The organism is Mesorhizobium newzealandense, assembly GCF_042682145.1.
Classification (GTDB): domain Bacteria; phylum Pseudomonadota; class Alphaproteobacteria; order Rhizobiales; family Rhizobiaceae; genus Mesorhizobium; species Mesorhizobium newzealandense.
In genome coordinates, this window is sequence record NZ_JBHUGZ010000001.1 from 386,811 (window position 1) to 412,977 (window position 26,167).

Annotated in this window: 18 protein-coding genes and 1 pseudogene; 7 read left to right on the forward strand and 12 right to left on the reverse strand. The window is 62.0% G+C overall.

Annotated features, from left to right (window positions below; translation table 11 throughout):
- Nucleotides 1–164 precede the first annotated feature (164 nt).
- From ACFSOZ_RS01735 to ACFSOZ_RS01745, 3 genes and pseudogenes are all read right to left on the reverse strand, one after another.
- On the reverse strand, nt 165–3,869 hold the full coding sequence (locus ACFSOZ_RS01735; protein ID WP_379093872.1) for a beta strand repeat-containing protein: 3,705 nt from the start codon (nt 3,867–3,869) through the stop codon (nt 165–167).
- A 330-nt stretch (nt 3,870–4,199) separates the two neighbouring features.
- Nucleotides 4,200–4,751 (reverse strand): annotated as a pseudogene (locus ACFSOZ_RS01740) (DUF4347 domain-containing protein); the annotation flags it as partial.
- Nucleotides 4,752–4,769: 18 nt separating this feature from the next.
- Complete coding sequence (locus ACFSOZ_RS01745; protein ID WP_379092821.1) at nt 4,770–5,594, reverse strand: DUF4347 domain-containing protein; 825 nt, start codon at nt 5,592–5,594, stop codon at nt 4,770–4,772.
- 954 nt (nt 5,595–6,548) lie between these two features.
- Here ACFSOZ_RS01745 and ACFSOZ_RS01750 point away from each other — a divergent pair.
- Both ACFSOZ_RS01750 and ACFSOZ_RS01755 read left to right on the forward strand, forming a co-directional pair.
- A complete protein-coding gene (locus ACFSOZ_RS01750) occupies nt 6,549–9,350 on the forward strand; it encodes a glycosyltransferase family 25 protein (RefSeq protein WP_379092824.1) in 2,802 nt (933 codons plus the stop codon).
- A 172-nt stretch (nt 9,351–9,522) separates the two neighbouring features.
- Entirely contained in the window at nt 9,523–11,472 is a 1,950-nt protein-coding gene (locus ACFSOZ_RS01755; protein ID WP_379092827.1) for an FkbM family methyltransferase, read from the forward strand.
- A 218-nt stretch (nt 11,473–11,690) separates the two neighbouring features.
- Here ACFSOZ_RS01755 and ACFSOZ_RS01760 read toward each other — a convergent pair whose 3' ends face one another.
- On the reverse strand, nt 11,691–11,834 hold the full coding sequence (locus ACFSOZ_RS01760; RefSeq protein ID WP_379092830.1) for a hypothetical protein: 144 nt from the start codon (nt 11,832–11,834) through the stop codon (nt 11,691–11,693).
- 3 nt (nt 11,835–11,837) lie between these two features.
- Here ACFSOZ_RS01760 and ACFSOZ_RS01765 point away from each other — a divergent pair, with 3 nt between their 5' ends.
- Nucleotides 11,838–12,449: a class I SAM-dependent methyltransferase gene (locus ACFSOZ_RS01765; protein WP_379092833.1), complete on the forward strand. Its 612-nt coding sequence runs from the start codon at nt 11,838–11,840 to the stop codon at nt 12,447–12,449.
- A 128-nt stretch (nt 12,450–12,577) separates the two neighbouring features.
- Nucleotides 12,578–13,516, forward strand: coding sequence for a hypothetical protein (locus ACFSOZ_RS01770; protein WP_379092836.1), 939 nt, complete (start codon nt 12,578–12,580; stop codon nt 13,514–13,516).
- Nucleotides 13,517–13,655: 139 nt separating this feature from the next.
- On the opposite strand, the gene ACFSOZ_RS01775 is transcribed toward ACFSOZ_RS01770, so the two are convergent.
- From ACFSOZ_RS01775 to ACFSOZ_RS01790, 4 genes are read right to left on the reverse strand one after another with little or no spacing between them, the layout of a single operon-like run.
- Nucleotides 13,656–14,837, reverse strand: coding sequence for a hypothetical protein (locus ACFSOZ_RS01775; protein WP_379092839.1), 1,182 nt, complete (start codon nt 14,835–14,837; stop codon nt 13,656–13,658).
- A gap of 51 nt (nt 14,838–14,888) precedes the next feature.
- Nucleotides 14,889–15,899 carry a succinylglutamate desuccinylase/aspartoacylase family protein gene (locus tag ACFSOZ_RS01780; RefSeq protein ID WP_379092842.1) on the reverse strand — a complete coding sequence of 337 codons (1,011 nt, stop codon included), beginning with the start codon at nt 15,897–15,899 and terminating at the stop codon, nt 14,889–14,891.
- Nucleotides 15,900–15,902: 3 nt separating this feature from the next.
- A complete protein-coding gene (locus ACFSOZ_RS01785) occupies nt 15,903–16,247 on the reverse strand; it encodes a RidA family protein (RefSeq protein WP_379092845.1) in 345 nt (114 codons plus the stop codon).
- A 48-nt stretch (nt 16,248–16,295) separates the two neighbouring features.
- Nucleotides 16,296–17,621: an alanine racemase gene (locus tag ACFSOZ_RS01790; protein ID WP_379092848.1), complete on the reverse strand. Its 1,326-nt coding sequence runs from the start codon at nt 17,619–17,621 to the stop codon at nt 16,296–16,298.
- 77 nt (nt 17,622–17,698) lie between these two features.
- Here ACFSOZ_RS01790 and ACFSOZ_RS01795 point away from each other — a divergent pair, with 77 nt between their 5' ends.
- Nucleotides 17,699–18,640, forward strand: a complete 942-nt coding sequence (locus tag ACFSOZ_RS01795) for an amidohydrolase family protein (protein ID WP_379092851.1) — start codon at nt 17,699–17,701, stop codon at nt 18,638–18,640.
- Here ACFSOZ_RS01795 and ACFSOZ_RS01800 read toward each other — a convergent pair.
- From ACFSOZ_RS01800 to ACFSOZ_RS01815, 4 genes are read right to left on the reverse strand one after another with little or no spacing between them, the layout of a single operon-like run.
- Nucleotides 18,614–19,585: an ABC transporter permease gene (locus tag ACFSOZ_RS01800; protein WP_379092854.1), complete on the reverse strand. Its 972-nt coding sequence runs from the start codon at nt 19,583–19,585 to the stop codon at nt 18,614–18,616. The genes ACFSOZ_RS01795 and ACFSOZ_RS01800 overlap by 27 nt on opposite strands.
- Nucleotides 19,582–20,547, reverse strand: coding sequence for an ABC transporter permease (locus ACFSOZ_RS01805; protein ID WP_379092857.1), 966 nt, complete (start codon nt 20,545–20,547; stop codon nt 19,582–19,584). The genes ACFSOZ_RS01800 and ACFSOZ_RS01805 overlap by 4 nt, the downstream gene beginning before the upstream one ends.
- Nucleotides 20,544–22,043 carry a sugar ABC transporter ATP-binding protein gene (locus ACFSOZ_RS01810; protein ID WP_379092860.1) on the reverse strand — a complete coding sequence of 500 codons (1,500 nt, stop codon included), beginning with the start codon at nt 22,041–22,043 and terminating at the stop codon, nt 20,544–20,546. The genes ACFSOZ_RS01805 and ACFSOZ_RS01810 overlap by 4 nt, the downstream gene beginning before the upstream one ends.
- Before the next feature lie 27 nt (nt 22,044–22,070).
- Complete coding sequence (locus tag ACFSOZ_RS01815; RefSeq protein ID WP_379092863.1) at nt 22,071–23,123, reverse strand: ABC transporter substrate-binding protein; 1,053 nt, start codon at nt 23,121–23,123, stop codon at nt 22,071–22,073.
- A 242-nt stretch (nt 23,124–23,365) separates the two neighbouring features.
- Here ACFSOZ_RS01815 and ACFSOZ_RS01820 point away from each other — a divergent pair, with 242 nt between their 5' ends.
- Together ACFSOZ_RS01820 and ACFSOZ_RS01825 are read left to right on the forward strand one after the other, a co-directional pair.
- On the forward strand, nt 23,366–24,166 hold the full coding sequence (locus tag ACFSOZ_RS01820) for an IclR family transcriptional regulator (protein WP_379092866.1): 801 nt from the start codon (nt 23,366–23,368) through the stop codon (nt 24,164–24,166).
- Nucleotides 24,167–24,456: 290 nt separating this feature from the next.
- On the forward strand, nt 24,457–26,163 hold the full coding sequence (locus ACFSOZ_RS01825; protein WP_379093823.1) for a putative bifunctional diguanylate cyclase/phosphodiesterase: 1,707 nt from the start codon (nt 24,457–24,459) through the stop codon (nt 26,161–26,163).
- Nucleotides 26,164–26,167 lie beyond the last annotated feature (4 nt).

Genomic DNA, 26,167 nt, shown 5'->3' on the forward strand with positions numbered 1-26,167 from the left:
AGGGTTCAAGGATGCCCCAGGCAAGCCGTGCCAGCCGGGACTTCCGGCAAGACCCAGTATATTCCGAACGGGCCGGCCGCACGAGCCCTTTGTCCGCCTGGAAATGGTGAACGCGCGGCCCTTGCGTTCTAGCAAGGGCCGCGCGTTCTTTCTGCAACTTGCACTCAGTCATTCGGCTTCAGAATATCCTTCATTGCCCTCTTCAGCGTGTCGTCGGTGCTGGCGTATCCGGCGCCTTGCTTGCCTTTGTCCGAAGTCAAGTCGGACGTTGCGCCGGATGTCTTGTTCTGATTTGGACCAAAGCCCTTGATCGTGTTGAGAACGTTCAAGAGATCGGTCGTCACCGAACCTCCAGCCAGGCCGACGAGTTGCTGGAACGAGGCATGGCTGCCGTGATCACTGTCCGAGCCCGACTGCAGGAATTTCGCAGTGTCCTTGAGGCCGAGCGAGGCTGATGTGACGGTGGCTTTGTGACCAGGGCCGTTTTCGCCATTGTTATTGTTCCCGGAACCACCAGGTGCATCCTGATCTCCATTGCCAAAGCCGTTATTGCCATGGTCGCGGTCACCGGTCCCACCGCCCGAGCCGGTCGCTCCGGTCGCACCTGTCGAGCCGGCCGAGCCAGTTGCACCAGTCGAGCCGGTTGCTCCAGTAGCGCCGGTATCGCCGGTCGCTCCGGTCGAGCCTGTCGAGCCTGTCGAGCCTGTCGAACCGGTATCGCCGGTCGCTCCGGTCGAGCCAGTCGCTCCAGTCGCACCAGTATCGCCGGTTGCTCCGGTCGAGCCAGTCGCTCCAGTCGCACCGGTATCACCAGTTGCTCCAGTCGAGCCAGTCGCTCCGGTGGCACCAGTATCGCCGGTCGCTCCGGTCGAGCCAGTCGCTCCAGTCGCACCAGTATCGCCGGTTGCTCCGGTTGAGCCTGTCGCTCCGGTCGAGCCAGTCGCTCCAGTATCGCCGGTTGCTCCGGTCGAGCCAGTCGCTCCAGTCGCACCGGTATCACCAGTTGCTCCAGTCGAGCCAGTCGCTCCGGTGGCACCAGTATCGCCGGTCGCTCCGGTCGAGCCAGTCGCTCCAGTATCGCCGGTTGCTCCGGTTGAGCCTGTCGCTCCGGTCGAGCCAGTCGCTCCAGTATCGCCGGTTGCTCCGGTCGAGCCAGTCGCTCCAGTCGCACCAGTCTGGCCAGTCGCTCCGGTCTGGCCGGTCGCACCAGTCTCGCCAGTCGCTCCGGTCTGGCCGGTTGCTCCGGTCTCACCTGTCGCTCCGGTCTGGCCTGTCGCTCCGGTCTGGCCGGTCGCTCCGGTCTGGCCTGTCGCACCAGTCTCACCTGTCGCTCCGGTCTGGCCGGTTGCACCAGTCTCGCCAGTCGCTCCGGTCTGGCCGGTCGCACCAGTCTCGCCAGTCGCTCCGGTCTGGCCGGTCGCACCAGTCTCGCCGGTTGCTCCGGTCTGGCCGGTCGCTCCGGTCTGGCCGGTTGCTCCGGTCTGGCCAGTTGCTCCGGTCTGGCCTGTCGCTCCGGTCTGGCCGGTCGCTCCGGTCTGGCCGGTCGCACCGGTCTCGCCTGTCGCTCCGGTCTGGCCGGTTGCTCCGGTCTGGCCGGTCGCACCAGTCTCGCCAGTCGCTCCGGTCTGGCCGGTCGCACCAGTCTGGCCGGTTGCTCCGGTCTGGCCGGTTGCTCCGGTCTGGCCTGTCGCTCCGGTCTGGCCGGTCGCTCCGGTCTGGCCGGTTGCTCCGGTCTGGCCGGTTGCTCCGGTCTGGCCGGTCGCTCCGGTCTGGCCGGTTGCTCCGGTCTGGCCAGTTGCTCCGGTCTGGCCGGTTGCACCAGTCTCACCTGTCGCTCCGGTCTGGCCTGTCGCTCCGGTCTGGCCGGTCGCTCCGGTAGAGCCGGTTGCTCCGGTCTGGCCGGTGGCTCCGGTCTGGCCGGTTGCTCCGGTCTGGCCGGTCGCTCCGGTCTGGCCGGTTGCTCCGGTCTGGCCGGTCGCTCCGGTAGAGCCGGTTGCTCCGGTCGAGCCAGTCGCTCCGGTAGAGCCGGTTGCTCCGGTCGAGCCAGTCGCACCAGTCTGGCCAGTTGCTCCGGTCTGGCCGGTTGCACCAGTCTGGCCTGTCGCTCCGGTCTGGCCGGTTGCTCCGGTCTGGCCGGTCGCACCGGTAGAGCCGGTTGCTCCGGTCTCACCTGTCGCTCCGGTCTGGCCTGTCGCTCCGGTCTGGCCGGTTGCTCCGGTCTGGCCGGTCGCTCCGGTCTGGCCGGTTGCTCCGGTCTGGCCAGTTGCTCCGGTCTGGCCAGTTGCTCCGGTCTGGCCGGTTGCACCAGTCTCACCTGTCGCTCCGGTCTGGCCTGTCGCTCCGGTCTGGCCGGTCGCTCCGGTAGAGCCGGTTGCTCCGGTCTGGCCGGTGGCTCCGGTCTGGCCGGTTGCTCCGGTCTGGCCGGTCGCTCCGGTCTGGCCGGTTGCTCCGGTCTGGCCAGTTGCTCCGGTCTGGCCGGTTGCACCAGTCTCACCTGTCGCTCCGGTCTGGCCTGTCGCTCCGGTCTGGCCGGTCGCTCCGGTAGAGCCGGTTGCTCCGGTCTGGCCGGTGGCTCCGGTCTGGCCGGTTGCTCCGGTCTGGCCGGTCGCTCCGGTCTGGCCGGTTGCTCCGGTCTGGCCGGTCGCTCCGGTAGAGCCGGTTGCTCCGGTCGAGCCAGTCGCACCAGTCTGGCCAGTTGCTCCGGTCTGGCCGGTTGCACCAGTCTGGCCTGTCGCTCCGGTCTGGCCGGTTGCTCCGGTCTGGCCGGTCGCACCAGTCTGGCCGGTTGCTCCGGTCTGGCCGGTTGCTCCGGTCTGGCCTGTCGCTCCGGTCTGGCCGGTCGCTCCGGTCTGGCCTGTCGCACCAGTCTGGCCGGTTGCTCCGGTCTGGCCGGTCGCACCGGTAGAGCCGGTCGCTCCGGTCTGGCCGGTCGCACCAGTCTGGCCTGTCGCTCCGGTCTGGCCGGTTGCTCCGGTCTGGCCGGTCGCACCGGTAGAGCCGGTTGCTCCGGTCGAGCCAGTCGCACCAGTCTCGCCAGTCGCTCCGGTCTGGCCGGTTGCACCAGTCTCACCTGTCGCACCAGTCTGGCCAGTCGCACCGGTCTGGCCGGTTGCTCCGGTCGAGCCGGTAGAACCCGTGGCGCCAGTCGCTCCGGTAGAGCCAGTCGCGCCGGTACCACCAGTCGCGCCGGTTTCACCAGTCGCACCAGTCGAGCCTGTCGCACCGGTAGAACCTGTGGCGCCGGTCGCGCCGGTACCACCAGTCGCGCCGGTAGAGCCAGTCGCACCAGTATCGCCGGTTTCACCAGTCGCACCGGTTTCGCCAGTCGCACCGGTAGATCCCGTGGCGCCAGTCGCGCCGGTACCGCCAGTCGCGCCGGTAGAGCCAGTCGCGCCGGTATCGCCGGTTTCACCAGTCGCACCGGTTTCGCCAGTCGCACCGGTAGAACCCGTGGCGCCAGTCGCGCCGGTACCGCCAGTCGCGCCGGTAGAGCCAGTCGCGCCGGTATCGCCGGTTTCACCAGTCGCACCGGTTTCGCCAGTCGCACCGGTAGATCCCGTGGCGCCAGTCGCGCCGGTACCGCCAGTCGCGCCGGTAGAGCCAGTCGCGCCGGTATCGCCGGTTTCACCAGTCGCACCGGTTTCGCCAGTCGCACCGGTAGAACCCGTGGCGCCAGTCGCGCCGGTACCACCTGTTGCTCCGGTTGCCCCGGTACCACCAGTCGAGCCCGTCGCACCGGTATCCCCGGTCGCGCCAGTAGAACCCGTGGCGCCAGTCGCACCTGTTGCACCCGTGGCTCCGCCTGCACCAGAAACGGTTAAAGTACCAACCCCCAGCAATATGCCGGTATTGATCGCACCAGCAAGCATGATATTGCCTGGATTGCCTTCAGACTCCGTCTCTGAGCTGTAGAGTCCGATTTGACCTACCGCCGGTTCACCAGTTGCAATAGTATATGGTCCGGCAGCAAGACTGACCGGAACGTTAAGATTTCCAGCAAAATTTCCCAATGCTTGGGGAAGTTGAAACTCGCCGACTATTGTCAGGCCGGTAATGGGATCATTATATACGATATAGTACATTAGATCATCGGACGGATCGTCAGCAGCACTCCAATCGACATTAATATAGCTAACCGCGAGTATTCCCTGATACCCGGCAACGCCTCGGGCGGTCAACAATTGCGGCGAACGGCTACACCGTCCCCCAAGTTCCCATGCGCCACCTTTTTCTGCTGCACCGACCAGACCCTTCGCCGCAGCGACCGGCACACCGGTTGCGCGCTCCAGCGCATCTACAAGCGCCCGCCCGCGCGCGCCTTCTCCCGCATGGCAGCTCCACAGCAGCAGATCGCCGTCGGGTCCCAACGCGGCACCGATTGCCGCGAGATCGTCAGCACACCGATCAACGCTGTCAAGCGCAAGTCCGCCGGCGCTAAAGCTCAGTTCGCCTGTGCGGCCATGCACAACGATGTGGATCGCATCGAGGCTTTCGCGACCTCGCAAGCTGCGGGCGATTTCCTCCGAAGCAGGCATGGTGCCACTGAGGACGACCGGAACCAGGCCGGGCAGCAGACCTGCGACCAGCGTGGGAATGTCTGCCACGGCCGGATCGATGAAGACAATTTCGCGAGGGGTCGGCATGCGATGCGACGCCATGAGGTCGGTTGATCGCAGGAGCTTCTGCGAAATCTGGATTTTGTCCGCTTGCGCGAGGAACTTTTCCGCGTGAGTTGTTGGCAGAGCTAGCATTGTCGTTTCCTCATCTAGCTATCTAGGCGCGCACGTCACCTTAGTGCCCACTGGCCCAAGTATTGGCGTCGCTGTAACGTCATAGTCGATAGATTCCGAACCGCTGATTTGGCTGAATAAACCTATGCTCCCAGGAGAACTCATACCAGAAGAAGTACCTGAAATGGTAAAACTCCCAGAAACACTTACAGAAACGGATAGAGAACCGGCAAATGTCCCTTTTGGCACCGTAAAATCGCCAATAATAGTCCGGGTTCCATCAATGTTTACAACAATGTGGTACCGATTTGGGGCAGTCGATGCTGGAAACTTTATGTTAACGTAGTTTCCAAACAGAACGCCCGCATAGCCTGCCATGCCCACACTCGTCAGCGGCGGCCGTACCAAGCCGCGAGGCAACCTCGCCGCCAACTCCCATTGGCCGCCCAGCGCGTGCGACCCAACGAGATTGTCCGCCGCTGCAACCGGTGCTCCGGCTACGCGCGATAGAGCATCCACGAAACGCGATCCCGCGGTGCCGGCGCCCACGTGGCAGCTCCACAGGACCAGATCGCCATCGGCGCCAAGCGCTCGGCCGATCCCAGCGAGGTCGACCTCGTCGTCATCCAAAGTCTCGACCGACCACACGCCTGCCGCGAAGCTCACCCGCCCTGGTGCGCCATGCGCGATGACATGCACCGCATCGAGCCCTGCGTGCCCTGCGAGCGCGGCAGCGATCTGCTGCGCCGCCGGTCGGCGGCCGTCGAGCACAATCGCTTGAACCTCGGGGCGCACGTTGCCGAGAACAGTCTGGAGGTCGGAAACTGTAGGGTCGACAAAAAGAATTTCAGAGGCGCGGGCCATGACTGGCTCCTGTTGGCTTCGAATTCAATTCAACGGAAAATCGCCCACCGGCCTGGCCGGCGAGCGCTGGGGACAAGGAGCTTTGTGTACAGTCCGCGGGCGCCCGGCAGCCGACAGGGCGCCGGGGAATACCGATCAATCGCCGGGCAATCCTTGCTGGCGGCCAGCTGCGGATAATTGAGGGGTTGATCGAAACTGAGGGGTTTATCGAAGCGGAAACCCGCGTCGCGGGCGCATCGTTTCGTACTTGGTATCACACCAACCACAGCCAACTCCCGTCACACGTATCCCGATTTCTCGACGACGACTTGCGAGGGGAACCGAACTACTTGCGAGGGAACATCAGGTTGGGAAAACGCCGGCCTTGAGTTCAAGGCAGTACGACGTCTTCTCTTGCACGTCACCAACACTCTATGCGCCCTCACGCACGAAGTGACTTGCTCCAGATACTCTCCTGGCTTCGCAGACTGCGCAGACCGACAGGCCATCTGCCCGGTCCACGGCTACCCTCCCATGCACAAGGCATTAGTAAAATCTAAAATTAGCAAGTTGTAAATAACGAAGTTAACAATTTATTAATCGTGAACCACAGCAACTATTTTTGGTCGACATCAAATGGCGCGCATGGGCCAAACGCATCGAAAAATCCGAGGCTTAACGGCACTCCCTTGGTTCGCGTCGAACCCTCGACGTCGCAGCGAAGTTTGTGCGTCAGCGATTGAGCCGACGGAACGTTCGTTTGCAGACCCCTGGTCCAGGGCAACCGCGAGACCCTTGCTGTGACGGAAAGCGCTGGCTAACAATGGATGGGGCTGAGGTAGCGCGTGACTGGGAAGGGACGATCGATCCTTGCAACAGAGCTCATGCAAATGGCCAAGGCGGCGGGGTGATGTGCATGAGGTATAAAGGCCGGACAAAGGCGCGTAACAAACGCCGCTGCGCCAAGGGATTAACATGAGCACCATCGGCCTGTGCATGATCGTCAAGAACGAGGCAAAGGTCATCCTGCAATGCCTCGCCAGCGCGCTTCCTATCGTTGACTATGTGCTCGTCATCGACACGGGTTCCGAGGACGGCACGCAGGACCTCATCCGCAACTTCCTGACCACGCACAATGTCAACGGCGCAGTCATCGACGAGCCCTGGCGGGACTTCGCGTACAACCGGACCTTTGCCCTTGAGCGGCTGCGTGAAGTCGAGACGGTCGACTACGCGATGATCATCGACGCGGACGACGTCGTGGTCCAAGACGCCGGCTTCGATCCGATCGAGTTCAAGTCGAAGATGGAACACGATCTGTACGACGTCGAGGTGTCCCATGGTGGCATTTCGTTTTATCGGCCGCAGATCTGCCGCAACCGGTTGCCGTTCTCCTTCAAGGGCGTGCTGCACGAATATCTCGAGGCCCCTCCCGGCAATCTCACACGCGAGACCGCCAAGGGTTTTCGCGTGGCGACGGGGCGTGGCGGAGCACGCAGTCAAAACCCGCGAAAGTACCAGGACGACGCGGCCGTTCTTGAAAATGTGCTTGCAACCGAGACCGACCCCTTCCTTGTTTCGCGATACACCTTCTATCTGGCGCAGAGCGACAGGGATTCCGGTGAACGTGAAAAATCACTGGCGAACTATCTGAAGCGTGCCGAACTGGGTTTTTGGAACGAGGAAGTCTATGTCAGCCTGCTCGAGGCCGGCAATCTCATGGCAGCGCTGGGACGGCCATTCGACGAGGTCGTTGCCGTCTTCGAGCGTGCGGCGCAGATCGTTCCCACCCGCGCGGAGGCTCTTCACGCCGCGAGCCTCTATTGCCGCAACCAAGGCCGGAATGCGGAAGGCACGGAATTTGCGCGTCGAGGACTCGACCTTGCCCAACCCGCCGGACTTTTCATACAGCCCTGGGTCTATGATTACGGATTGCTCGACGAGTTTGCCGTCAATGCCTACTGGACAGGCGCTTACCGGGAATCGCTCGATGCCTGTCTGAAATTGCTCGCCAGCGAAAAATTGCCGGCGGAAATGGCGAAGCGTGTGGTGGCCAACGCGCGTTTCGCCACCGACAAGCTTCCGGTCCATGAACCGCCTAAACTCGGGGCGTTCGGGACCGAGAGCCTGATCGATCAGCACAAGCTTGTCCGGCGGCGCTCGCTGCGGTCGCGCATGAAGGGCACGCCACGCATCCTCGTCGCAATCCTGGCAAAGCAGAAGGAGCCGGCACTGCCGCTTTACCTCGAGTGCATCGAGGCGCTCGACTACCCGAAGGCGTCGATCGTCCTGTACATCAGGACAAACAACAACACCGACAGGACCGAGCACATATTGCGCGAATGGGTAGAGCGTGTGGGCCACCTCTATGCGGCGGTCGAAATCGACACCTCGGACGTAGCCGATCGGGTCGAGCAGTTCGGCGAGCACGAATGGAACGAGACGCGCTTCAGGGTGCTCGGCCGAATCCGCAACATAAGTTTGCGGAAAACTCTCGAGCATGGCTGCGATTTCTATTTCGTTGTCGATGTCGACAATTTCGTGCGGCCGGCCACGCTGCGCGAGCTTGTGGCGCTCGACTTGCCAATCGTCGCTCCCCTGCTTCGCTCCATCTCGCCCGGCCAATATTATTCGAACTACCACGCCGAGATCGATGCGAACGGCTATTATATGCCGTGCGATCAATATGGATGGGTGCTCAACCGCCATGTGCGCGGCATTATCGAGATGCCGCTCGTCCACTGCACCTATCTTGTCCGCGCCGACGTGCTGATTGAACTGACATATGTGGACGCCACATCGCGGTTCGAGTATGTCATCTTTGCCGACAGCGCCAGGAAGGCCGGCATCGTCCAGTATATGGATAACCGACAAGTCTATGGTTACATCACCTTCGGCGACGGCCAATACCATGTGAGTGATGGGATCGAGCGGGCTCGAGCGCTGTTGCACGGTGCGGGCGATACCCCCGCATTCACTGCCGCCACGCCCTCTGGCTCCGGGCCGATGCCAGTTCGACCTGTCGAGCCGCCGCAAATTCACCTCATAAACTTGGACAGCAGCGTTGAGCGTTGGCGTAAATATCAAGATAGGAATCCTCATCTAGCCACCAATACAATTCGCGTATCGGCCGTCGACGCAGCATCCCTCGATAGGCCGGCCTTACAAGCCTTGGTAGACGATGGGGTGATTGCCGAGGATTGCGGGTATCTGCCAGGCGCATTGGGATGCGCTCTATCTCACATCAACTTGTGGAAGTTGGCGGTAGCCGAGAAGCGGCCAATTACCATTTTCGAGGACGACGTCTACTCGTCGTTTAATTTTCTTGAGGAGTCGAACCGCATTCTGTCCATGGCTCCGGCGAACTGGGATATGGTAAAGTGGGGATTCAATTTTGATCCTCTGTTCTTGTGGTTGGACTTCGATTTTTCCAAAGCCAAGCTGGAGTTCTACGAGCGAAAGCACAAACAGATCCCGGCTCAATTTCAATCTGACAACTATTCCAGATCTCTTATCCGGCTGACCCATTCCTTTGGTGCGATGGCCTATTCAGTAACTCCAAGGGGCGCTCAAGTACTTCTTGACAAATGCCTACCCCTACGAAGGAGACTTATTCCGTTTCCTGAGACTGGAGTAGTCCTAGAGGACGAGAGCATCGATTGTGCGATGTCCGCGGTGTATGACTCAATGAAAGCGTTCGTTTGCATGCCGCCGCTCGTCATCCAGGATGACGAGCAAGCTTCACATCGGCTGACTGCAGACGGCTTGCGACCCTAATAAACTCTGCCCCGCATCCGCGGGGAAACCTTTGTGCCGTTCTCATCAAATGCGTTTGAAAGCTACAGAGGGTATCAAATCGATCAGTTTCAACCCTAGCAGTGTCTGCGATATCAGCCAGGGCAGCGGGGTATCGGTACAGATAGGACAGGCCATGCGAATAATCGCTTCAATGACCACCATTCCCTCGCGAATTGATCGAATTGGTCCTGCACTTGAGAGCGTGCTCGGCCAGACCATTCCGGTGGAGCATATAGAATTGAATGTTCCATATGTATGTGTGCGTACGAATGAACCATACACTCTGCCGACATGGCTCACGGAAATGGAACGGGTAAAGATTTTTCGAACGGACGACTACGGTCCGATCACAAAGATTGCCCCCACACTGCTACGACACCAGGACGACAATGAAACGTATCTATGGTCGGTAGACGACGACTTTGCGTATCCTGCAAATCAGCTGGAAATGTTATGCCGTGGACATCGTGCTTCGGAATATCGCATACTTGCGAGGCACGGCGGCGACTTTAACGCAGATGGCAGCATCACTTTCAAATTCGGGCAAACTCAAGTATCAATGTTCGAGGGATTTGGTACAGTTCTATATCCTCCAGCGTGCATCGGAGACGACTTCTTAGAATACCTACAGGCGAGCTCGAAAGACGTGGACTGCCGGCAAAGCGACGATGTGGTTCTATCTCTCTATTTTTCGTCTCGCCAGCTTCCTATTTTCATATGGAATTCGCCTTCCGAAACTGAACCTTTTTACCCCACGGGTTCGCTTCCTCACTCCTCAGAGAGGGATGCGCTCCATTTGCAAGGCGGGGGAAATATGGAGCGGTATAAGCGCGTACTGAGCGTCTTGAGGTCACCTGGATTCACCAAGTCTCAGCCCAATACTACATTGGATATCATCACCAAGGAGCAGTTCGAAACACTGCCTTGGATATATACGGCTCACAACACGGTGCTGTACGTGGAAGTCGACACAGGTGAGCTGCGTCATGGCCCGATCGACAGTAATTCCACAAACGTCAGATTTCTGGCCGATGGGAAGCAGGGGCAGATGATATTCGGTGGTGAAGATCACCGCCTACCAATTGCTTTTCAGTCAGATTGCTCGCTGGTCGCCAAGGACTCCAAGACGTCGGCGCCCACCAGCTTGGAAATCTTCCCGATGCACTGGATTTGGGTTGGTTTTCATGTTGGCAAAACGTTCCTTTGCGCCGAGCTTGATGGGCGCATAACTCTTTCCAGACCCCATTGCCTCGGCCACGAAAGTTTTTCGCTCTCGGAGCCTCCTCACTCACAAGAGATTTTTCAGGCCTTGGGCCTTCTCAAGCCATACGATGTAGAACCATTCCTCAAAACGAGGGTCGGATGCAAAAGTGATGGAGGATATGTAATTCTCGATGACTTGGATCCAATAGAAATTGTCTACAGCTTCGGCATCGGAAACCAGGTTTCATTTGATCTTGAAATGGCGAGCATGGGAAAAGATATCTTCATGTTCGACCACACCGTTGACGGACCTCCTCTTGAGCACCCGAACTTCCATTTCTACAAGCAAGGGTTGGCAGCAGATAACAACGAAGCGGCATCCTTGTACACGTTAGCATATCAGCTCAACAGGCTCGGTCATGAGGGGCGGCCTGATCTACTTCTGAAGATCGATATCGAAGGTGCTGAGTTCGAGGTGTTTTCGGCAATGCCGAACGCGATCCTTCGACAATTCCGGCAAATTACCATGGAACTTCACTGGTTGGGCAGACTGAGTGATCCGACTTATCGAGCTGGTTTCGTGGCGGCACTATCGAAAATCAACAGTGAGTTCACATTATTTCACGTGCATTCAAACAATAATGAGCCTCTGGGAATTGTCGATGGGCACGTAGTCGCGCCCGTGATGGAGCTGTCGTATGTGAGATCTGACCTGATCAAGCGCGCGCCGTCGACGACCGTATATCCGACTGAATTCGACTTTCCGAACTGGACGCCCAGGCCTGACCACACACTTTGGTTCTATCCATTCCTACCTATGCTTGAGGAGTCTGCTGAAGCCCTTGAGAAGTCGATAGCGACATCGAACCGGATGTTTCCGGCCGGCGGTCACACTTAGCAAGATAGTTGGCCGCCGCTGCCCTTGTGCCAGTTCCACCAGCAGCGCCATAAATGAAAACCGATCTGATATCTTTCGCGAAGCAATAGGAACAGACGGTGAGGCGACGAGATTTTGTAACATGGCTTGCGGGTTCATCCGCCTGTTATTTGACGTCGGCGGATTGGCCTGTGCAGGCGGTTGGAAAACGAGTTCCACGCCGATGACGCTGGCTCGCATCAACGCGCGCCGACGTCGAATTCGTTGAAATTTGTCGCATACTGCCCTATTGCAGCAGCAAGCGCGCTTGACGACTTTTCCGTCTTCCAATCAATGTGGCTGGCATCGGGATTGAGCACGTCGCCGGCCTCGATGAGGTGCATTAGATGACGCAAAACACGCCCGATGATTCCCGTGAAGCCTTCGCGCGCATTTACCAAAGCAACGAGTGGGGCTCCGCTGAATCGCGCTCCGGACTCGGTTCAGCGTACGCAACGACGCATCGCGTGCGCACCATATTGCCGATGCTTTTGCGCGCGCTGGATGTGAAGTCCATGCTCGATGCGCCGTGCGGCGACTTCAACTGGATGCGCTTCGTCGACGTGGGCAAAACGCACTACATCGGCTGCGATATCGTTGCGGAAGTCATCGAAACGAATCGCATGCGATACGCGGATCGCGAATTTCGGGTGCTCGATCTGGCTGCCGAACCACTGCCGAACGTCGACCTCATTTTTTCACGCGACTGCCTGCAGCATCTGACCGAGCCCGATATCTGGCGCGCGCTGCGCAACTTCAAGAAGGCCGGCGCGCGCTGGCTGTTCACCTCAAGCCATTCGACCTCGGCACAGGACATTGCGTCGGAAACAGGCGGATTCGGATTTCTCAACTTACAGCAACCGCCATTCTCGTTGCCGCTGCCACTCCTGGTCATGCCGGAGGAACACTACGCATCGAAGGCGATGTGCCTGTGGGACATGACGCAAATCGGCGCATGAGAAAACCCAGTGCCATTACCAATTCACATGCTCGTCGCCGCTGCGAAGGCAACATGGCAACTCACACACCACCTTAAGCGTTGTTCGACGGTTGTGGGGTTGCACTACGCCCCAGGAGAAAGTTCCCGATGACCAAGGAGCATCAGCTGACGAACAGGCGACAGTTTGGCGTACTAGCTGCCGTCTCGTTGGCTACTGGCTTGGCTACGCTGTTGAGTCACTCGCGGAAAGGCTACGCAGCCATGTCTCCCAAATCTACCACGGCCCGCCCATCGCAAACCCTCTTCACCGCGCCCATCGAGCTTGCCGGCGACTGGGGCGGCATGCTCGAGGGCGCGGCTGATCAGGTCGTCGAGCGGATGCGGCATGCATGCCTTGACGGCGTCCGCCTGCTCTCCGACCGCCAGCCGACGCAGCTGCGTGTCGACCAGCACACTTCCGGCACGCCGGCCGTCTGGCTGCATCCGGACGGCAGCAGCATGGCCTGGATCATCGTCGATATCGGTGACCGTGACTGGTCGAAGCTCGCCTACCAGTTCGGCCATGAGCTCGGCCACGTGTGTGCCAACAGCTGGCAGCCGGATGCCAAACCGGCGCCGCCCTGCCAGTGGCTCGAGGAAGCGATGGTCGAAGCATTCTCGCTGCGTGGCCTCGGACGCCTGGCGAAGGACTGGAAGGCGAACCCGCCGTTCGCCGGCGACAACGCTTTCGGCGATGCCATTGCCAAGTATCGCGAGAATATCATCCGAGGCTATACCGCGCTCGCCGACAGTCAGGGCCTCACGCGCGACGCCGCGGCGTGGTTCGCCGACCATCGCGGCGAGATCGAGATCCCCGCGATCAATCCATTCGCCCAGGCGATGTCGCTGACCATCCTCGCCGAATACGACCGCGCGCCGGACTGCGTCGAGGCGCTGGGCGCACTCAATCGCTGGCCCGGCCGCACCGGTATGCCGATCGGCAAATATCTCTGGCGATGGGAAAAGAGCTGTGCCGAATTGCAAGCCTCACCGCAACTGCCGCAGCGCTTGCGCGACCTGTTACACGTTCCGCAACGGGCCAAATGAAGAGTGCAACAGGCGGATCGAGGCTGGCTAAAGCGGTTCATCGTTTCACGGAAACGCCGAACCGCTCTATCTCTCTTTGTTTTGACGCAATTCCGAACGGAAAACCGTTTCACACTTTTCCTTGGAATTGGTGCTGGGCTCAAGGCCTCTGGGCCGCGCCGATCCAGTCGAGTCGCGCGGCGGGTATGAGGCCGTAATTGTAGAAATTTATGCCATCGACACCGGGCGCCAGCGCCGGTGTCACCTTGGCCGCAAGGATGTCGGGACCGGCCATTTCCGGATAGAACAGCCGGTAGCCGGCACCGAGGAATTTCTCAGCCCCGAGCGCGTCGCGGCCGGCCGCCATCAGGCTGGCGACGTCGCTGGCCTGCATGTCGTAGGCACACAAGATCGCCCCGTCGCAGACCTTGCCAAGCGCTGCAAGATCACAGCCGCCAAGCCAACCGTCTTTCAGATCGATGATGACGACAGATGTCCTCGGGTCGGCCACCTCGCGAAGCTCGGCGACCAGGCTGGTCACCGGCTCGAACCGCCACTTGAGATAGGCATGGAGCTCCGGCCAGGGTGCAAAGGCGTCAAGGCCGCTGGCCGGGAAATCGGGAAAGCGTCGCTCGGGCACGGCGCGCTCGCAAGTTTCTGCAATCCATTGTCTGACGAGCTTGCGCGCGGGCTCGCCATCAACTCCCGAGCTGGCCGCGCGAGCCAGGCAGGACGGGCAGAAGCACAGCGACAGCAGAAAATCGTCTTCGGGCGTCAGCCCGACACCATCCTTCTCGTGATGGTATTCATGGGCGAAGCCCATGAAGGAGGGGCTTTCGAGTTCGATCCTGTCCGGCCTGTAGCTGTACGAGATATCCGCAACCAGCGCGCGGACATAGGCACGCGCATCGGGATGCGACGGACAGAGGTTGTAGTAGTTGGCATCGCCGAAGGCGTTGCGGGTTACGGCCTGCGGATGAAGCATGCCGAGGCGGGTGTTGTGCAGGCAGACGGTCCAGCAGGAAACGCCGAGCCCGCCAGCCTCGCGCCTGCGGACGAGATCGCCAAGCACATCACCGCCCAGCATGATCACGTCCGCGACCTTGGGCTGGATGGTGAGCCCGGCCCACCGCGACGGCGCCGGTTTGAAATAGATCGTGCCGTCCTCGGGAAAATAGGCTTTGCGGCGCGGGCTGCGCGGCTGGAGGAAGCGGCCGGCGTGGTATGAGGTCGCGAGACTGATCATGTTGAGCCCGGCGCGCTCGACAAGATCGTGCTCGACCGCCTCCAGGCCCAAATCCTGGACATCCCAGGGGTAGGTCCACATGGACAGTTGTTGCATGGAACATCCTCAGTCTTTGATACCGACGCATGGCCGGAGATGGCGTTATTGTCAGCCCTCGATCGGCTCGGCGACCTGCATGAGGCAGTCGCCCGCCTCGCACATCGTGTGCAACCGGCGCGACAGCACGATGCCGCTTTCGGCGAAATGCAGCGCTTCTTCCGTAGCATCAAGCCGTTCGAGGTCATGATACCAGCCGGCCAATTGTCCGGCGCTGACTCTGTCGCCCAGCCTGACGGCAGGCTCGAACCAGCCGCGCCTTGTGGCATACAGACCCTGGCTGTGCCGCGACAGCGAAAGCAGCTGTGTCGACGCCGGAGATTTTGACGCCGGCCCGAGAACCGGCGCGTCGACCACGCCAAGTGCTGTCATCAGACTGTCGAGCGCACGAGCCGTGATCGCCATCGTATCGACCGTGGCGGTGCCGCCGCCACCGAACTCGCCGCTGACGCCGATGGCGCCGGCACGCCGCGCCGCGCCCATGGAAGTCGGCGAGGCCTGACCATTGTCGGCCACGAACCCGTACGGCATGCCGAGCGTCCGCATCAACTCCACCCCGCGACCGTGGCGATCGGGATCGATGTTGCGCTCGACAAGTGCGGTCGGCAGATGTTCCATCGAGGTGCCGCCCGAATGGATGTCGAAGACGACGTCATGGCGAGGGAACAGCTCCCTCTCCAGGAAATCCGCCAGCCGGCTTGTCGGCGTACCCGTGGGGTCGCCCGGGAAAGCTCGGTTGAGATTGCCGCCATCGAGCGGCGAGCAGCGTTTGGCGGCCATCACCGCCGGTACATTGGCCATTGGCAGGATGGTGATGCGGCCTTTGATCTGCCTGGGGTCGAGCCGGCGCATCAGCTTGGCCAGCGACAGTTCGCCCTCATATTCGTCGCCGTGGTTCCCGGCCATCAGCAGCAGCGATGGGCCCTCGCCGTTGTGGATGAGGCAGATCGGCACCTTGACCTGGAAATAGGGAGAGCGGTCGATCGAGAACGGAATGCTGAGATGGCTGAGCATCTTGCCGTCGCGGTCGAAATCGAGCGTATGACTAAGGCCGGTGTGCATGGCTCAGACCGCCGCGACCGCGGTGATCTCGATGCGCAGGTCCGGGTCGGCAAGGCGTGCCTCGACGCAGGCGCGCGCCGGCAGGCGCTGCGGATCCACCCAGGCATCGTAGACGCTGTTCATGGCCTCGAAATCGCCGATCTGCGGCAGGAAGATGTTGACCGCCACAAGCTTGGACTTGCTGCTGCCGGCCTCGACCAGCAGCGCCTCGACCTTGGCCAGCACGTCGCTGGTCTGGCTCTCGATGCCGGCCTTGCGGTCGTTGGCCACCTGGCCCGCTATATGGACGAGGCCGCCATAGACGACTGCCTGCGACATACGCGAGCCGGACTGGAAGTACTTGATCATATCGGATCCTTTCGAGTTTCTCTTCCTGGTGGCCGAAGCAACATCTGGTCAGCCAAAATAGGTGGGAAAGGCGTGGCGGACGTACCCCGCCACATCGACGCCAAAGATCACGCGGTAGCGATCGAGGCAGGTGCAGGGGTGCGAAATGCCGAACTCGACGACGTCGCCGACAGCGATATCGTCGCTCTCTGCAACAGACAGGAAGGCGTGCTGGTCGTTGAGTTTGACCACCTCGGCGCGTACGGTCGGCGCGGGCAGCGGCTTGCCGGCGCGGAAGGTCGTCTGCGGCGTTGGATAGCCCTGATCGAACGACACGTCGCGCATGCCCATGCCACAGATGACGAGGCCGGGCTCCGGCCGCGACAGCACTTCGGCCCAAAGGCGCAGCGCAGGCTGAAACGAATGACGGGCGGACGCTTCGACACCGGCTATGGCAAAACCCTTGCGGGCATCGAGCGCGCCGAGCGAACGGTCGTAGGTGCCATGATCATGGAAGAAGATGGCGCCGCTGCGCAGCACCAGCATCGCGTTGCCGTCGCGCGAAATGTCGGGTGACAGCGCGGCGACAACCTTGTCGAAGAAGACCGAACCGCCGGCCGTGACGACCAGCGGCGCCTCGCCGCCGAGGCGCGCGCGCAACCGCAGGAACATGTCCGACATCATCGCCAGCAGGTCTGATATCACCGCGTCGGTGCGGCCGGGATCGGGTTGTGCGGCAGCACCTTCATAAGTCGCGACGCCGGCGATCAGCAGCCGCCCATCGGCAGCCGCGATCGCATCGGCGATGGCCTCGGCTTGCGCGGTGGTGCGGGCGCCCGCCCTGCCCGCGCCCAGTTCTACCAGTACGCGCAAGGGAGCGAGCGCCGCATTGGCACGCCAGGCCCCGGCGAGCGCATTGACGGCATCGACCGAGTCGGCAAACACGAAAAGCTCGGCATTCGGCCAGGCGCCGGCGAGCGTTGCCAGGCGGCTTGCACCGCCGCTGCCGCCAACCTCGTTGGCGATGATCAACCGGGAAAGACCGGCCTTGAGCATCACCGTGGCCTGCCGGACATCGGCGACCGTCGTGCCCCAGGCTCCGGCCTCGACCAGCGAGCGGGCAAGGTCGGGCGCCATCGGCGTCTTGGCATGCGGCGCGACGGCAACGCCCTGTTCGCGTGCGTAGCGCAGGAACAGGTCACGGTTGGCGGCGAAGGCCGCCTCGTCAAGGGTCAACACCGGCAACGACATGCGTCCACCGGCTGGATGCCAGCGCTCGGCTGCGACAAGGCTGCTGTCCAGCCCGATTGTGCCGGGAGGCACGCCGCGGATGCGGTCGTCGAGCCGAAAATTTTCGCGCACGCCAAGCGGCGGGACTGGTGAGTTTTCGGTCATCCGATGCTAACCCTTTCACCGTCGCAGAACCAGGCCGGGATTGATGCCGATGGCCGGTCACAGCATGAGAGACACGCGTGCCAGAACCCTACTCCGGACCGATCATCGACGCCCACCATCATCTTTGGGATCTCGGCCTCGGCCGGCATCCCTGGCTCGCCGCCACGGCCGGCGAGCGCGGCGGACTGGGCGAGCTTGGTCCGCTGCGGCGCAATTATCTGCCCGAGGATTATGCGCGCGACGCCGTCAGGCACAATGTCGTCGCCACCGTGCATGTCGAAGCCGGCTGGGCGGGCAATGACAGCGTCGGCGAGACGCGATGGTTGGAGACACTCGACAAGTCGCAAGGCGTGGCGGCCCGCTATGTCGTCCACGTGCCACTGGCAAGCCCCGAGGCGGCTGCGCTGATCGAGGCGCAAGCCGCCTTCGATCGCACCGTTGGCGTGCGCGACATATTGAGCTGGGACCCTGATCCCGCCAGGCGTTTCGCCGCCCGCGACGGCATCATGGACGAGCCGGCATGGCGCGCCGGCCTTGCCTTGCTTCGCCATCACCGGCTCGCCTTCGACATGATGGTGTTCCCGCGCCAGTTCGGCGATGCCACCCGCCTTGCGGCGGCCTTTCCCAGCCAGCAATTCGTCCTCAACCATTGCGGCAGCCCGATCCACCGCGATGCGGACGGAATGCGGCTCTGGCGCGAGGGGCTGCGCGCCCTGGCGCAACACCAAAACGTCGCCATCAAGATTTCGGACCTGGTTGCCTATGATCATCACTGGACGCTCGACAGCCTGCGGCCGGTCGTCCTGCATTGCATCGACTGCTTCGGCAGCGACCGCGCCATGTTTGGCAGCGACTTCCCGGTCGCCGGCCTGCATGCGTCGTTCGATGACATATATGACAGCTTCAAAACCATTGCGGGGGACTTTTCCACGGACGAGCAGACGGCGCTGTTCTTCGGCAACGCAAGGCGCATCTACCGGCTGGACGATGTATCATCGGCGCGCCTGCTCCCGGCCTGAGAGAAGCAGCAGACCCAGGATCAGCGAGCCGAACAGGATGCTGCGCCAGCCGGGCGACGCGTTGACGACGGTGATCAGCGCGGTGATGGTGACCAGAAGGACGGCGCCTGGAATGGTGCCGGCATAGGTGCCGAGCCCGCCCAGGATCGAGGTGCCGCCAAGCACCACGGCGGCAATCGAGGCGAGCAGGTACGGATCGCCGATCCCGACATAACCCTGTCCGTTCATGCCGAGGACCAGCACGCCCGCAAGCCCCGAACAGAAACCGCTGATGCCGTAGACGGCGAGCGTCGTGGACGTGACCGGGACCCCGGATAGGGCCGCGGCAAGCGGATTGGCGCCCATGGCGAAGATCCGGGCGCCGAGCGACGTGGCATGCATCGTGGTCAGCACGATCACGGATACAGCCACCCACAAAAGCACGCCGGCCGGAATACCTGCCGGCCGCGCATTGCCGAGCCAGTGGACCAGCGGGTTCTCGGCGGTCACCGCGCTGCCGCCGGCGATGATGATCAGCAGACCCTGCAAGAAGGTCGCCATGGCCAAAGTCATGATCATCGGGTGGACGCGCAGCAGGGCCACCCCCAGTCCGTTGACCAGACCGATTGCCGTCGTCAACAAGAGAACGGCGAGGATGGCGGTGAGGCCGGTTGGATCCGCCTGCCATGACAGCAGCGGCAGGCTGACGGCGCTGACCGTAACGATTGCCGCGACCGAAAGGTCGATGCCGCCAGCGATCACCACGAAGGTCTGGCCCGCGGCAACCAGGCCGATGACGGCGCCAAGCTCGATCAGGTAGCGCAGATGGCCGTAGGCGCCGAAGCCGCGTGACGCGAAGCTCGCCACGATCCAGACTGCGGCAACGATGGCAACGGTGAGGAATGGCCGGCTGCGCAGGATCGTCAAGGTGCGTTTGCCGCCCGCGCTTTCTTTCCATGCTGTCATTGCTGCACCTTGCGGAATTGCGGGATGGCGACCGCCCCGATGATGATGAGGCCCTGGGCGACATACTGGGCGACCGGTGTGAAGCCGAGGAAGAACATGACGCTGATCATCAGGCTGAGCAGCAGGCTGCCGGCAAGCGCGCCGCGCATCGTGCCTTGGCCACCGAGGAAGCCGATGCCGCCGAGCACCGCGGCGGCAATCGAGTTCAGCGTGAAGGCCGTGCCGATCACCGGATCGCCCGAACCGGTCTGCGCGGCGACGAACAGGCCGGCACCGGTGGAAAGCAGACCGCTGATTGCGTAGGCGGCGATGCGCGCGCCGTCGACCGGCACGCCGGAGCGATAGGCGCCGACCGGATTCTCGCCGGCGGCATAGAGGCTCAAGCCAAGCGGCGTGGCAAGGTAGAGCTTCCACAGGGCAACGATGAGCACCAGGAGCACGAATGCCGCAGGCGTGTTGCCGGCAAGCAGGTCGGACAGCCACGCGGGAATGGCGCCGCCAGGCCTCGGCAGGATGAGCAGTGCCGCGCCGCCGATGATGAAGGACCCGGCGAGCGTCACCACGATCGCCGGCAGGCGAAGCCTCACCACGATGAAGCCGGTCGCGGCACCAATGCCGAGGCCGGTCAGCGCCACTGCGGCGGTACCGCCGGCGACGCCGAGCGGCCCGGCCATCGTTGTCGCAGCGATGACCGCGCCCAGGCTGACGGTGGCGCCGATGGCCAGGCTGATGCCGCCGGTGAGCATCAGGATCGCCTGCGCCATGGCGACCAGCGCCAGCGGAAACCAGCTCTGGGTGAATTTGGCGAAACCGGAGGCCGTGAAGAGGCCTGGGAAGAGGACGCCATAGGCGACGAGAAATACCAAGACGACTGCGAACAGGCCGCGAACGCCGATATTGCGGCGCAGCTGAACCGGCCAGTAGAGCGCGGCGGTCGGTGTTGTGAACGGCGGTGTGTTCATGCCGCGACCTTCCGCTGTTCGGCGCCCATCGCGGCCGAAACGATGGCTTCTTCGCTCAGTACCCCGCGCTCGAGCATGGCGACGATGCGGCCTTCGCGGACCACGGCGACGCGGTCGCAGAGATGCACCAGTTCGGGCGTGTCGGAACTCAGCAGCACGACCGCCTTTCCGGCGGCGGCAAAGTTACGAAGCATCATGTAGATTTCACGCTTGGTTTCGACATCGACGCCGCGTGTCGGATCGTTGAGGAGAAGCACGAGCGGGTCGTGCGGCATCCATTTCGCCAGCGCCACTTTCTGCTGGTTGCCTCCCGAGAGGGCCTGCGCCACCCGGGCGAGATCGCCCTTGATACCGAGCTGGGCGGCAAGGCCTCTTGCCGTCTCGCGCTCGGCGCGGCGGCTGCGCAGCTTCAGCGCCGGCGGCCTGGCGAAGGCGGGCAGCATCATGTTGGTGATGATGGGATGGATCAGGTGCAGACCTTCACGCTTGCGGTCGGCCGGCACATAGGCGAGGCCGGCCGCGTTGGCTTTCGGCACGCCGCCCGGCAGGCCGGCGGCGCCATTGACGGTCGCCGATGCCGTCCGTGCCGGAATGGCGCCGTAGAGGCCGAGCAGCAGATCTTCCTGCCCCTGCCCGACCAGGCCGCCTATGCCGAGCACCTCGCCCGTTTTGATATCCAGATCGACGCCGCGCATCAGGCCGGCCGAAAAATTTCGGACAGAGATGGCGTTGGTGGGTGATGCCGAAGGCTGCCATTGGGGAAAGAGGTCACCGGGGTCGCGGCCGACCATCAGCCGAACCAGCCCGGCGGCATCGGTTCCTACCAGGCTGCGGTCGGCCGTGCAGGTGCCATCCTTCAGAACGGTGACATGCTGGCACAGCGTCATGACTTCGTTCAGCCGGTGCGAGATGTAGAGAATGGCGATGCCCTCGCCCCGCAGCCGCTCCAGCAGATCGGTCAGGATTTTTGTTTCAGTTGCCGACAACGACGATGTCGGCTCGTCGAGAATGAGCACGCGCGGGTTGCGGTAGAGCGCCTTGGCGATCTCCACCATCTGCCGGCGGCCGAGCGACAGATGTCCGACCGGCGTTGACAGCGGCTCGTGCAGCCCGACAAGATCGCACGCCGCCCGCGCCCGCGCGGCAAGCTCGTTGTAGTCGATCAGGCCGAACCGCTTGGGATAGGCGCCGAGGCCGATGTTTTCGGCGATGGAGAGACTGGCCGTCAGGCTGAGTTCCTGCTGGACGACGGCAATCCCGGCCTGCCGCGCATGGGCAGGGGTCATGCGCGAGACCGCGCGTCCATCGACCTCGATGGTGCCGCCGTCCGGGCGCAAGGCGCCAGACAAGAGGTTGATCAGCGTCGACTTTCCCGCGCCGTTCTCGCCGAGCAGCGCATGCACGCGGCCCGGCTGGAGAGCGATGGAAACGTCGCGCAGGACGGGGTTGCCGAAGAAAGACTTCGACACCCCCCGCGCCGCGAGGAGCGGAGCCATGGTTGTCAATGCTACAACCCTTCAGGCTTATTTCTGAGCCAGCAGCTTCTTGAACAGCTCTTCATCGTAAGGCGAATAGATGTAACCGTCAGCCGGGAAATCCTTGGCCCGGGCGAGGTAGTCGTCGATGTTGGAATTGTCGATCACCGGCAGCGGGATCTTGACGAAAGCCGGCACGTGCTTTCCTTCCAGCGCCTGGACGGCGGTGTAGGTGGCGAAGGCGCCGAGCCAGTTCGGCTGCATGGTAGCCCAGCTCTTCAGGCCCTTTTCCTTCCACAGTTCGAGGAACTGACGGGCGTTCTCGCCGGTGATCGGCACCTGGTCGCGGCCCTGCTTGTCGAGGGCGAGTACGGCACCGGCCGACAGAGCGCCGCCAAGCGACAGGATGCCGTCGATCTCGGGGTTGGCGAAGAGCAGGCTGGTGACGGCTTCCTGGGCCGGCGCGACATTGTAGGGCGTGTTGGTCTCGGCAAGGACCGTCACCTCGGGATGGGACTTGAGCTCGGCATCGGCGCCTTTGCGCCTGTCATCGCTGACCGAAACGCCGGCAGGGCCGTTGAGGATGAGGATCTTGCCCTTGCCGCCGATGGCGTCGATCAGGAACTTGGCCGCCTGGTCGCCCCACTGGGAGGAATCGGTGTTGACCTTGGCGGTGACCTTGTCGGTATCGACGAGGCTGTCGAAGTTGATGATGGCTATGCCCTTGGCGCAGGCGTCGGCCAGCACGCGTGCCGGCGCGGTCGATGAACCGGCAATCAGGATGATGGCGTCGACGTTGGAGTCGATCATCGACTGGATCTGCTGGATCTGAACGTTGGCGTCGCCCTGAGCGTCGGTCACGACGAGCTTGTCGACCAGTCCTTGCTTCTTCAGGGTTTCGACTTCGGCTTCGATCGTACCTTGCGTCTGCTTCATCCAGGTCGGCACGGAATAGATGTTGGCCCAGCCGATCGTGTACGGCGCCTTGCGGTCGCCCTTGATGCAGTTTGCGGCGGCGTTGGCCTGCGAACCGGCGCTCAGGCTCAGCATGAGACCGAGGCAAAGGGCGCTGGCGGATGTAAAGAACGACGATTTCATCATGACTGTTCCCTTCTGAGGTTGTGGCCTCGACGTGCGGCATCGGGACGAAGAAACCCGCCGGTTGCCGAGCCTCGGAAACCGTCTGTTCTCGTCGGGACTTTCTGCGTCAGGCTCGTTAGTTTGTCTGGTATTTCAGACAATATGTCTGTATATCGGACAAAATCGATGCTAGACTGAGCCTTGACATCTTTCAAGCGTCTTGAGACGAGGACCGAACTGATTCTTGGATGGATGCGGCTGACATGAGCGACGGCGCTACTGATGTGATCGAAAAGGAAGCCGGCGCAGAACCGCGCAATGGCGAACGCCGCCGCGGCATCGATCGCGTCATCACGCTGCTTGAAGCCCTATTGCGGCACCGTGCGCCGATGCGCGTCGGCGACATGGCCAAAATGATTGGCGCGCCGCGTTCGACCACCTACGAAATCGTCAGCAGCCTGCTCGAAGCCGAAATGCTCGAGAACGTCGGCACAGAAGGCTACGTCTATTTCGGGCGGGCGATGCATCTGTTCGGCTGGGCCTACTCGCATCACAACGCCCACTACCGGCGCATCATCGAAACCCTGGACAGACTGGCGGCGGAGACCGGCGAAACCGTCCAGCTATGCGGTCTGCGCGGCAACAAATACGTCGTCCTCGATTGCCGCGACTCGCCCGGCCCGTTCCGGATTTCAAGCGATGTCGGGGTCGAGGTTCCGATCCCGTGGACGGCGTCCGGGCGGCTGCTGCTCGGCCATATGAGCGAGCAGGAACTGAAGAACTTCATTCCGCCCGGCGACTACAAGCTTCCCGACGGCCGCATCATTGCGCCCGCCGAGTTCTTTGCCGATGTCGCCCTGGCGCATCGGCAGGGTTTCAGCGAGACAGCCGCCCTGGCCGACCGCTTCACTTGGTGCATGGCAGCGCCCATCCAAGATGGCCACGGCGCCATCAACAGGACCTTGTGCTTCGTGCTGCCTGTCGACACGCCGGAGCCGCGGCGTAACGAACTGCTTGCGCTTCTGCGCGAACGCGCCCGAGGGTTGTCGCTGGCAGGAGGCTGAAGCTCGATCGTCACGCGTCTGATTCCGCCAGAGCCGGCAGACGTTAAGCGAGCGAGCGCGCCAGGTTGGATGCGCGGCGTCGGAAAGGGCCGCAATCCGATTAGGATAGACCATGAGGTTTGCAACCGCTCCCAAGTTTGTGCTATCTTATCGCACGATAGCGCCAAGGAGATGCGGGCTTGTCGCGCCTATGGAGTTGGTTCTCACGTTCCAAAGTGCTGGAAGAGAACGGGGAACAGCTTTCCTCGAACTATCTTTCTTCTGCGAGCGAATTACGTCTCGCTGATTTTTTGGCGAGCACGACTGACTTAGTGTCTTTCTACGACAGCAACTTTCGCCTGACACACTACGCGGCAAAGTTGAAAAGTGTCCACGGCCGCGCGGTAAAAGCCGGCGCCATGGTCTGGGACGTCTATCCTGGCTTTCTTGATTCCAAGCTTCGCCACGAGCTTGATCGTGTGCTCAGCGGCGGCGCTCAGACAAGCGTCGACCTGCCCGGGTCGGGTGGCGAGGCGCCCAGGTCCGCATTCGTATTCCGCGCGGCGGATGGGATCGGAATCAGCGAATCCATAGCAGCGGATTACGCTGGACGGTCCGCCGCGGAGGAGGCAGAGCGTGTGACACTTCTGCATCGGGCGACGCACGACGTGTTGACCGGTCTGCAGAACCGGCGGCGGTTTAGCGAGGATCTGCAACAGGTTTTGTCAAAGGTCGACGGATCAAAGGAAAAGGCCGCCCTACTGCAGATCGACCTCGATGACTTCAAAGCTGTCAATGACACCCTCGGCCATGGGGCCGGCGATAGCTTGCTCCAACTCGCGGCAAACCGGATCCGGGACGCGCTGCAAGACGGTGAATCCGCGTACCGGTATGCCGGAGACGAGTTCGCCGTCATCCAGTCGGGAAAGCAACAGCCTGCTGATGCCGCGCTCCTCGCCGGGTCGTTGATCGACGCACTCAAGGCGCCGTTCATCATCAATGGTATCCCCGTCTTCGTCGGCGCGAGCATTGGTGTCGCATTCGGACCGGAGCACGGGACAGAGAGCGAGCAGCTGATGAAGGCCGCGGACATCGCTCTCTACGCGGCCAAGAGAGATGGGCGCGGCTGCGCCCGGATTTTTAACCGTTCGATGGCGCTCCTGCTGGAACAGCGCGAGAATCTAAGGCGCAGCTTGCGAACGGCGCTGGAACGGGGCGAACTCTATCTCGAATATCAGCCGCTCGTTCGCCCACACTCGTCAGTGGTGGGCTTCGAAGCACTTCTGCGGTGGCGTCACCCCGAAATCGGAATCATTCCTCCGAGCGTGTTCATCCCGATCGCTGAAGCTGACGGCCTCATGGATGAGATCGGACGGTGGGTACTCGAGGAAGCCTGCCGCCAGGCCACGACGTGGCCTTCCGCCCTAACCGTCGCGGTGAATCTGTCACCGGTGCAGTTCCTGAGCGGTTCGCTCACGGACACGGTTGCTCAGATCGTCGATAGCGTGGGAATCCGAGCCGAGCGCCTCGAGCTCGAGATAACTGAGACCGTCCTGCTCGAGCAGACGACCGACAACCTCGATACGCTCAATACTCTGAATGTCTTGGGGATAAGGATCTCACTCGACGACTTCGGTACCCACTACTCGTCATTGGGTTATCTGAAGAACTTCCCCTTCGATAGTTTGAAGATAGACCAGTACTTCGTTGATGAGCTGGAGACAGATTGGAAAAGCCAGACGATCGTGCGATCCATCATCGGCTTGGCACACGGTCTGGGAATAAGCGTCACCGCCGAGGGAGTCGAGACGCGGGGACAGGCACAGTGGCTGATCGAGCACGACTGCGATCGTCTCCAAGGCCATTTTCTTGGGCGGCCGATGGGGGGGGAGGCGACGCTTGATTTCATCAAGCGGACGCCGCTGGAACCGGTCCTGGCGTGGGAGGACGAGATCGGACGGTCCAGCCTCCAGAACCCGGGCCGCGGCGTTGGCGCGAGACTGGGGAGCAGCGACTAAGGCG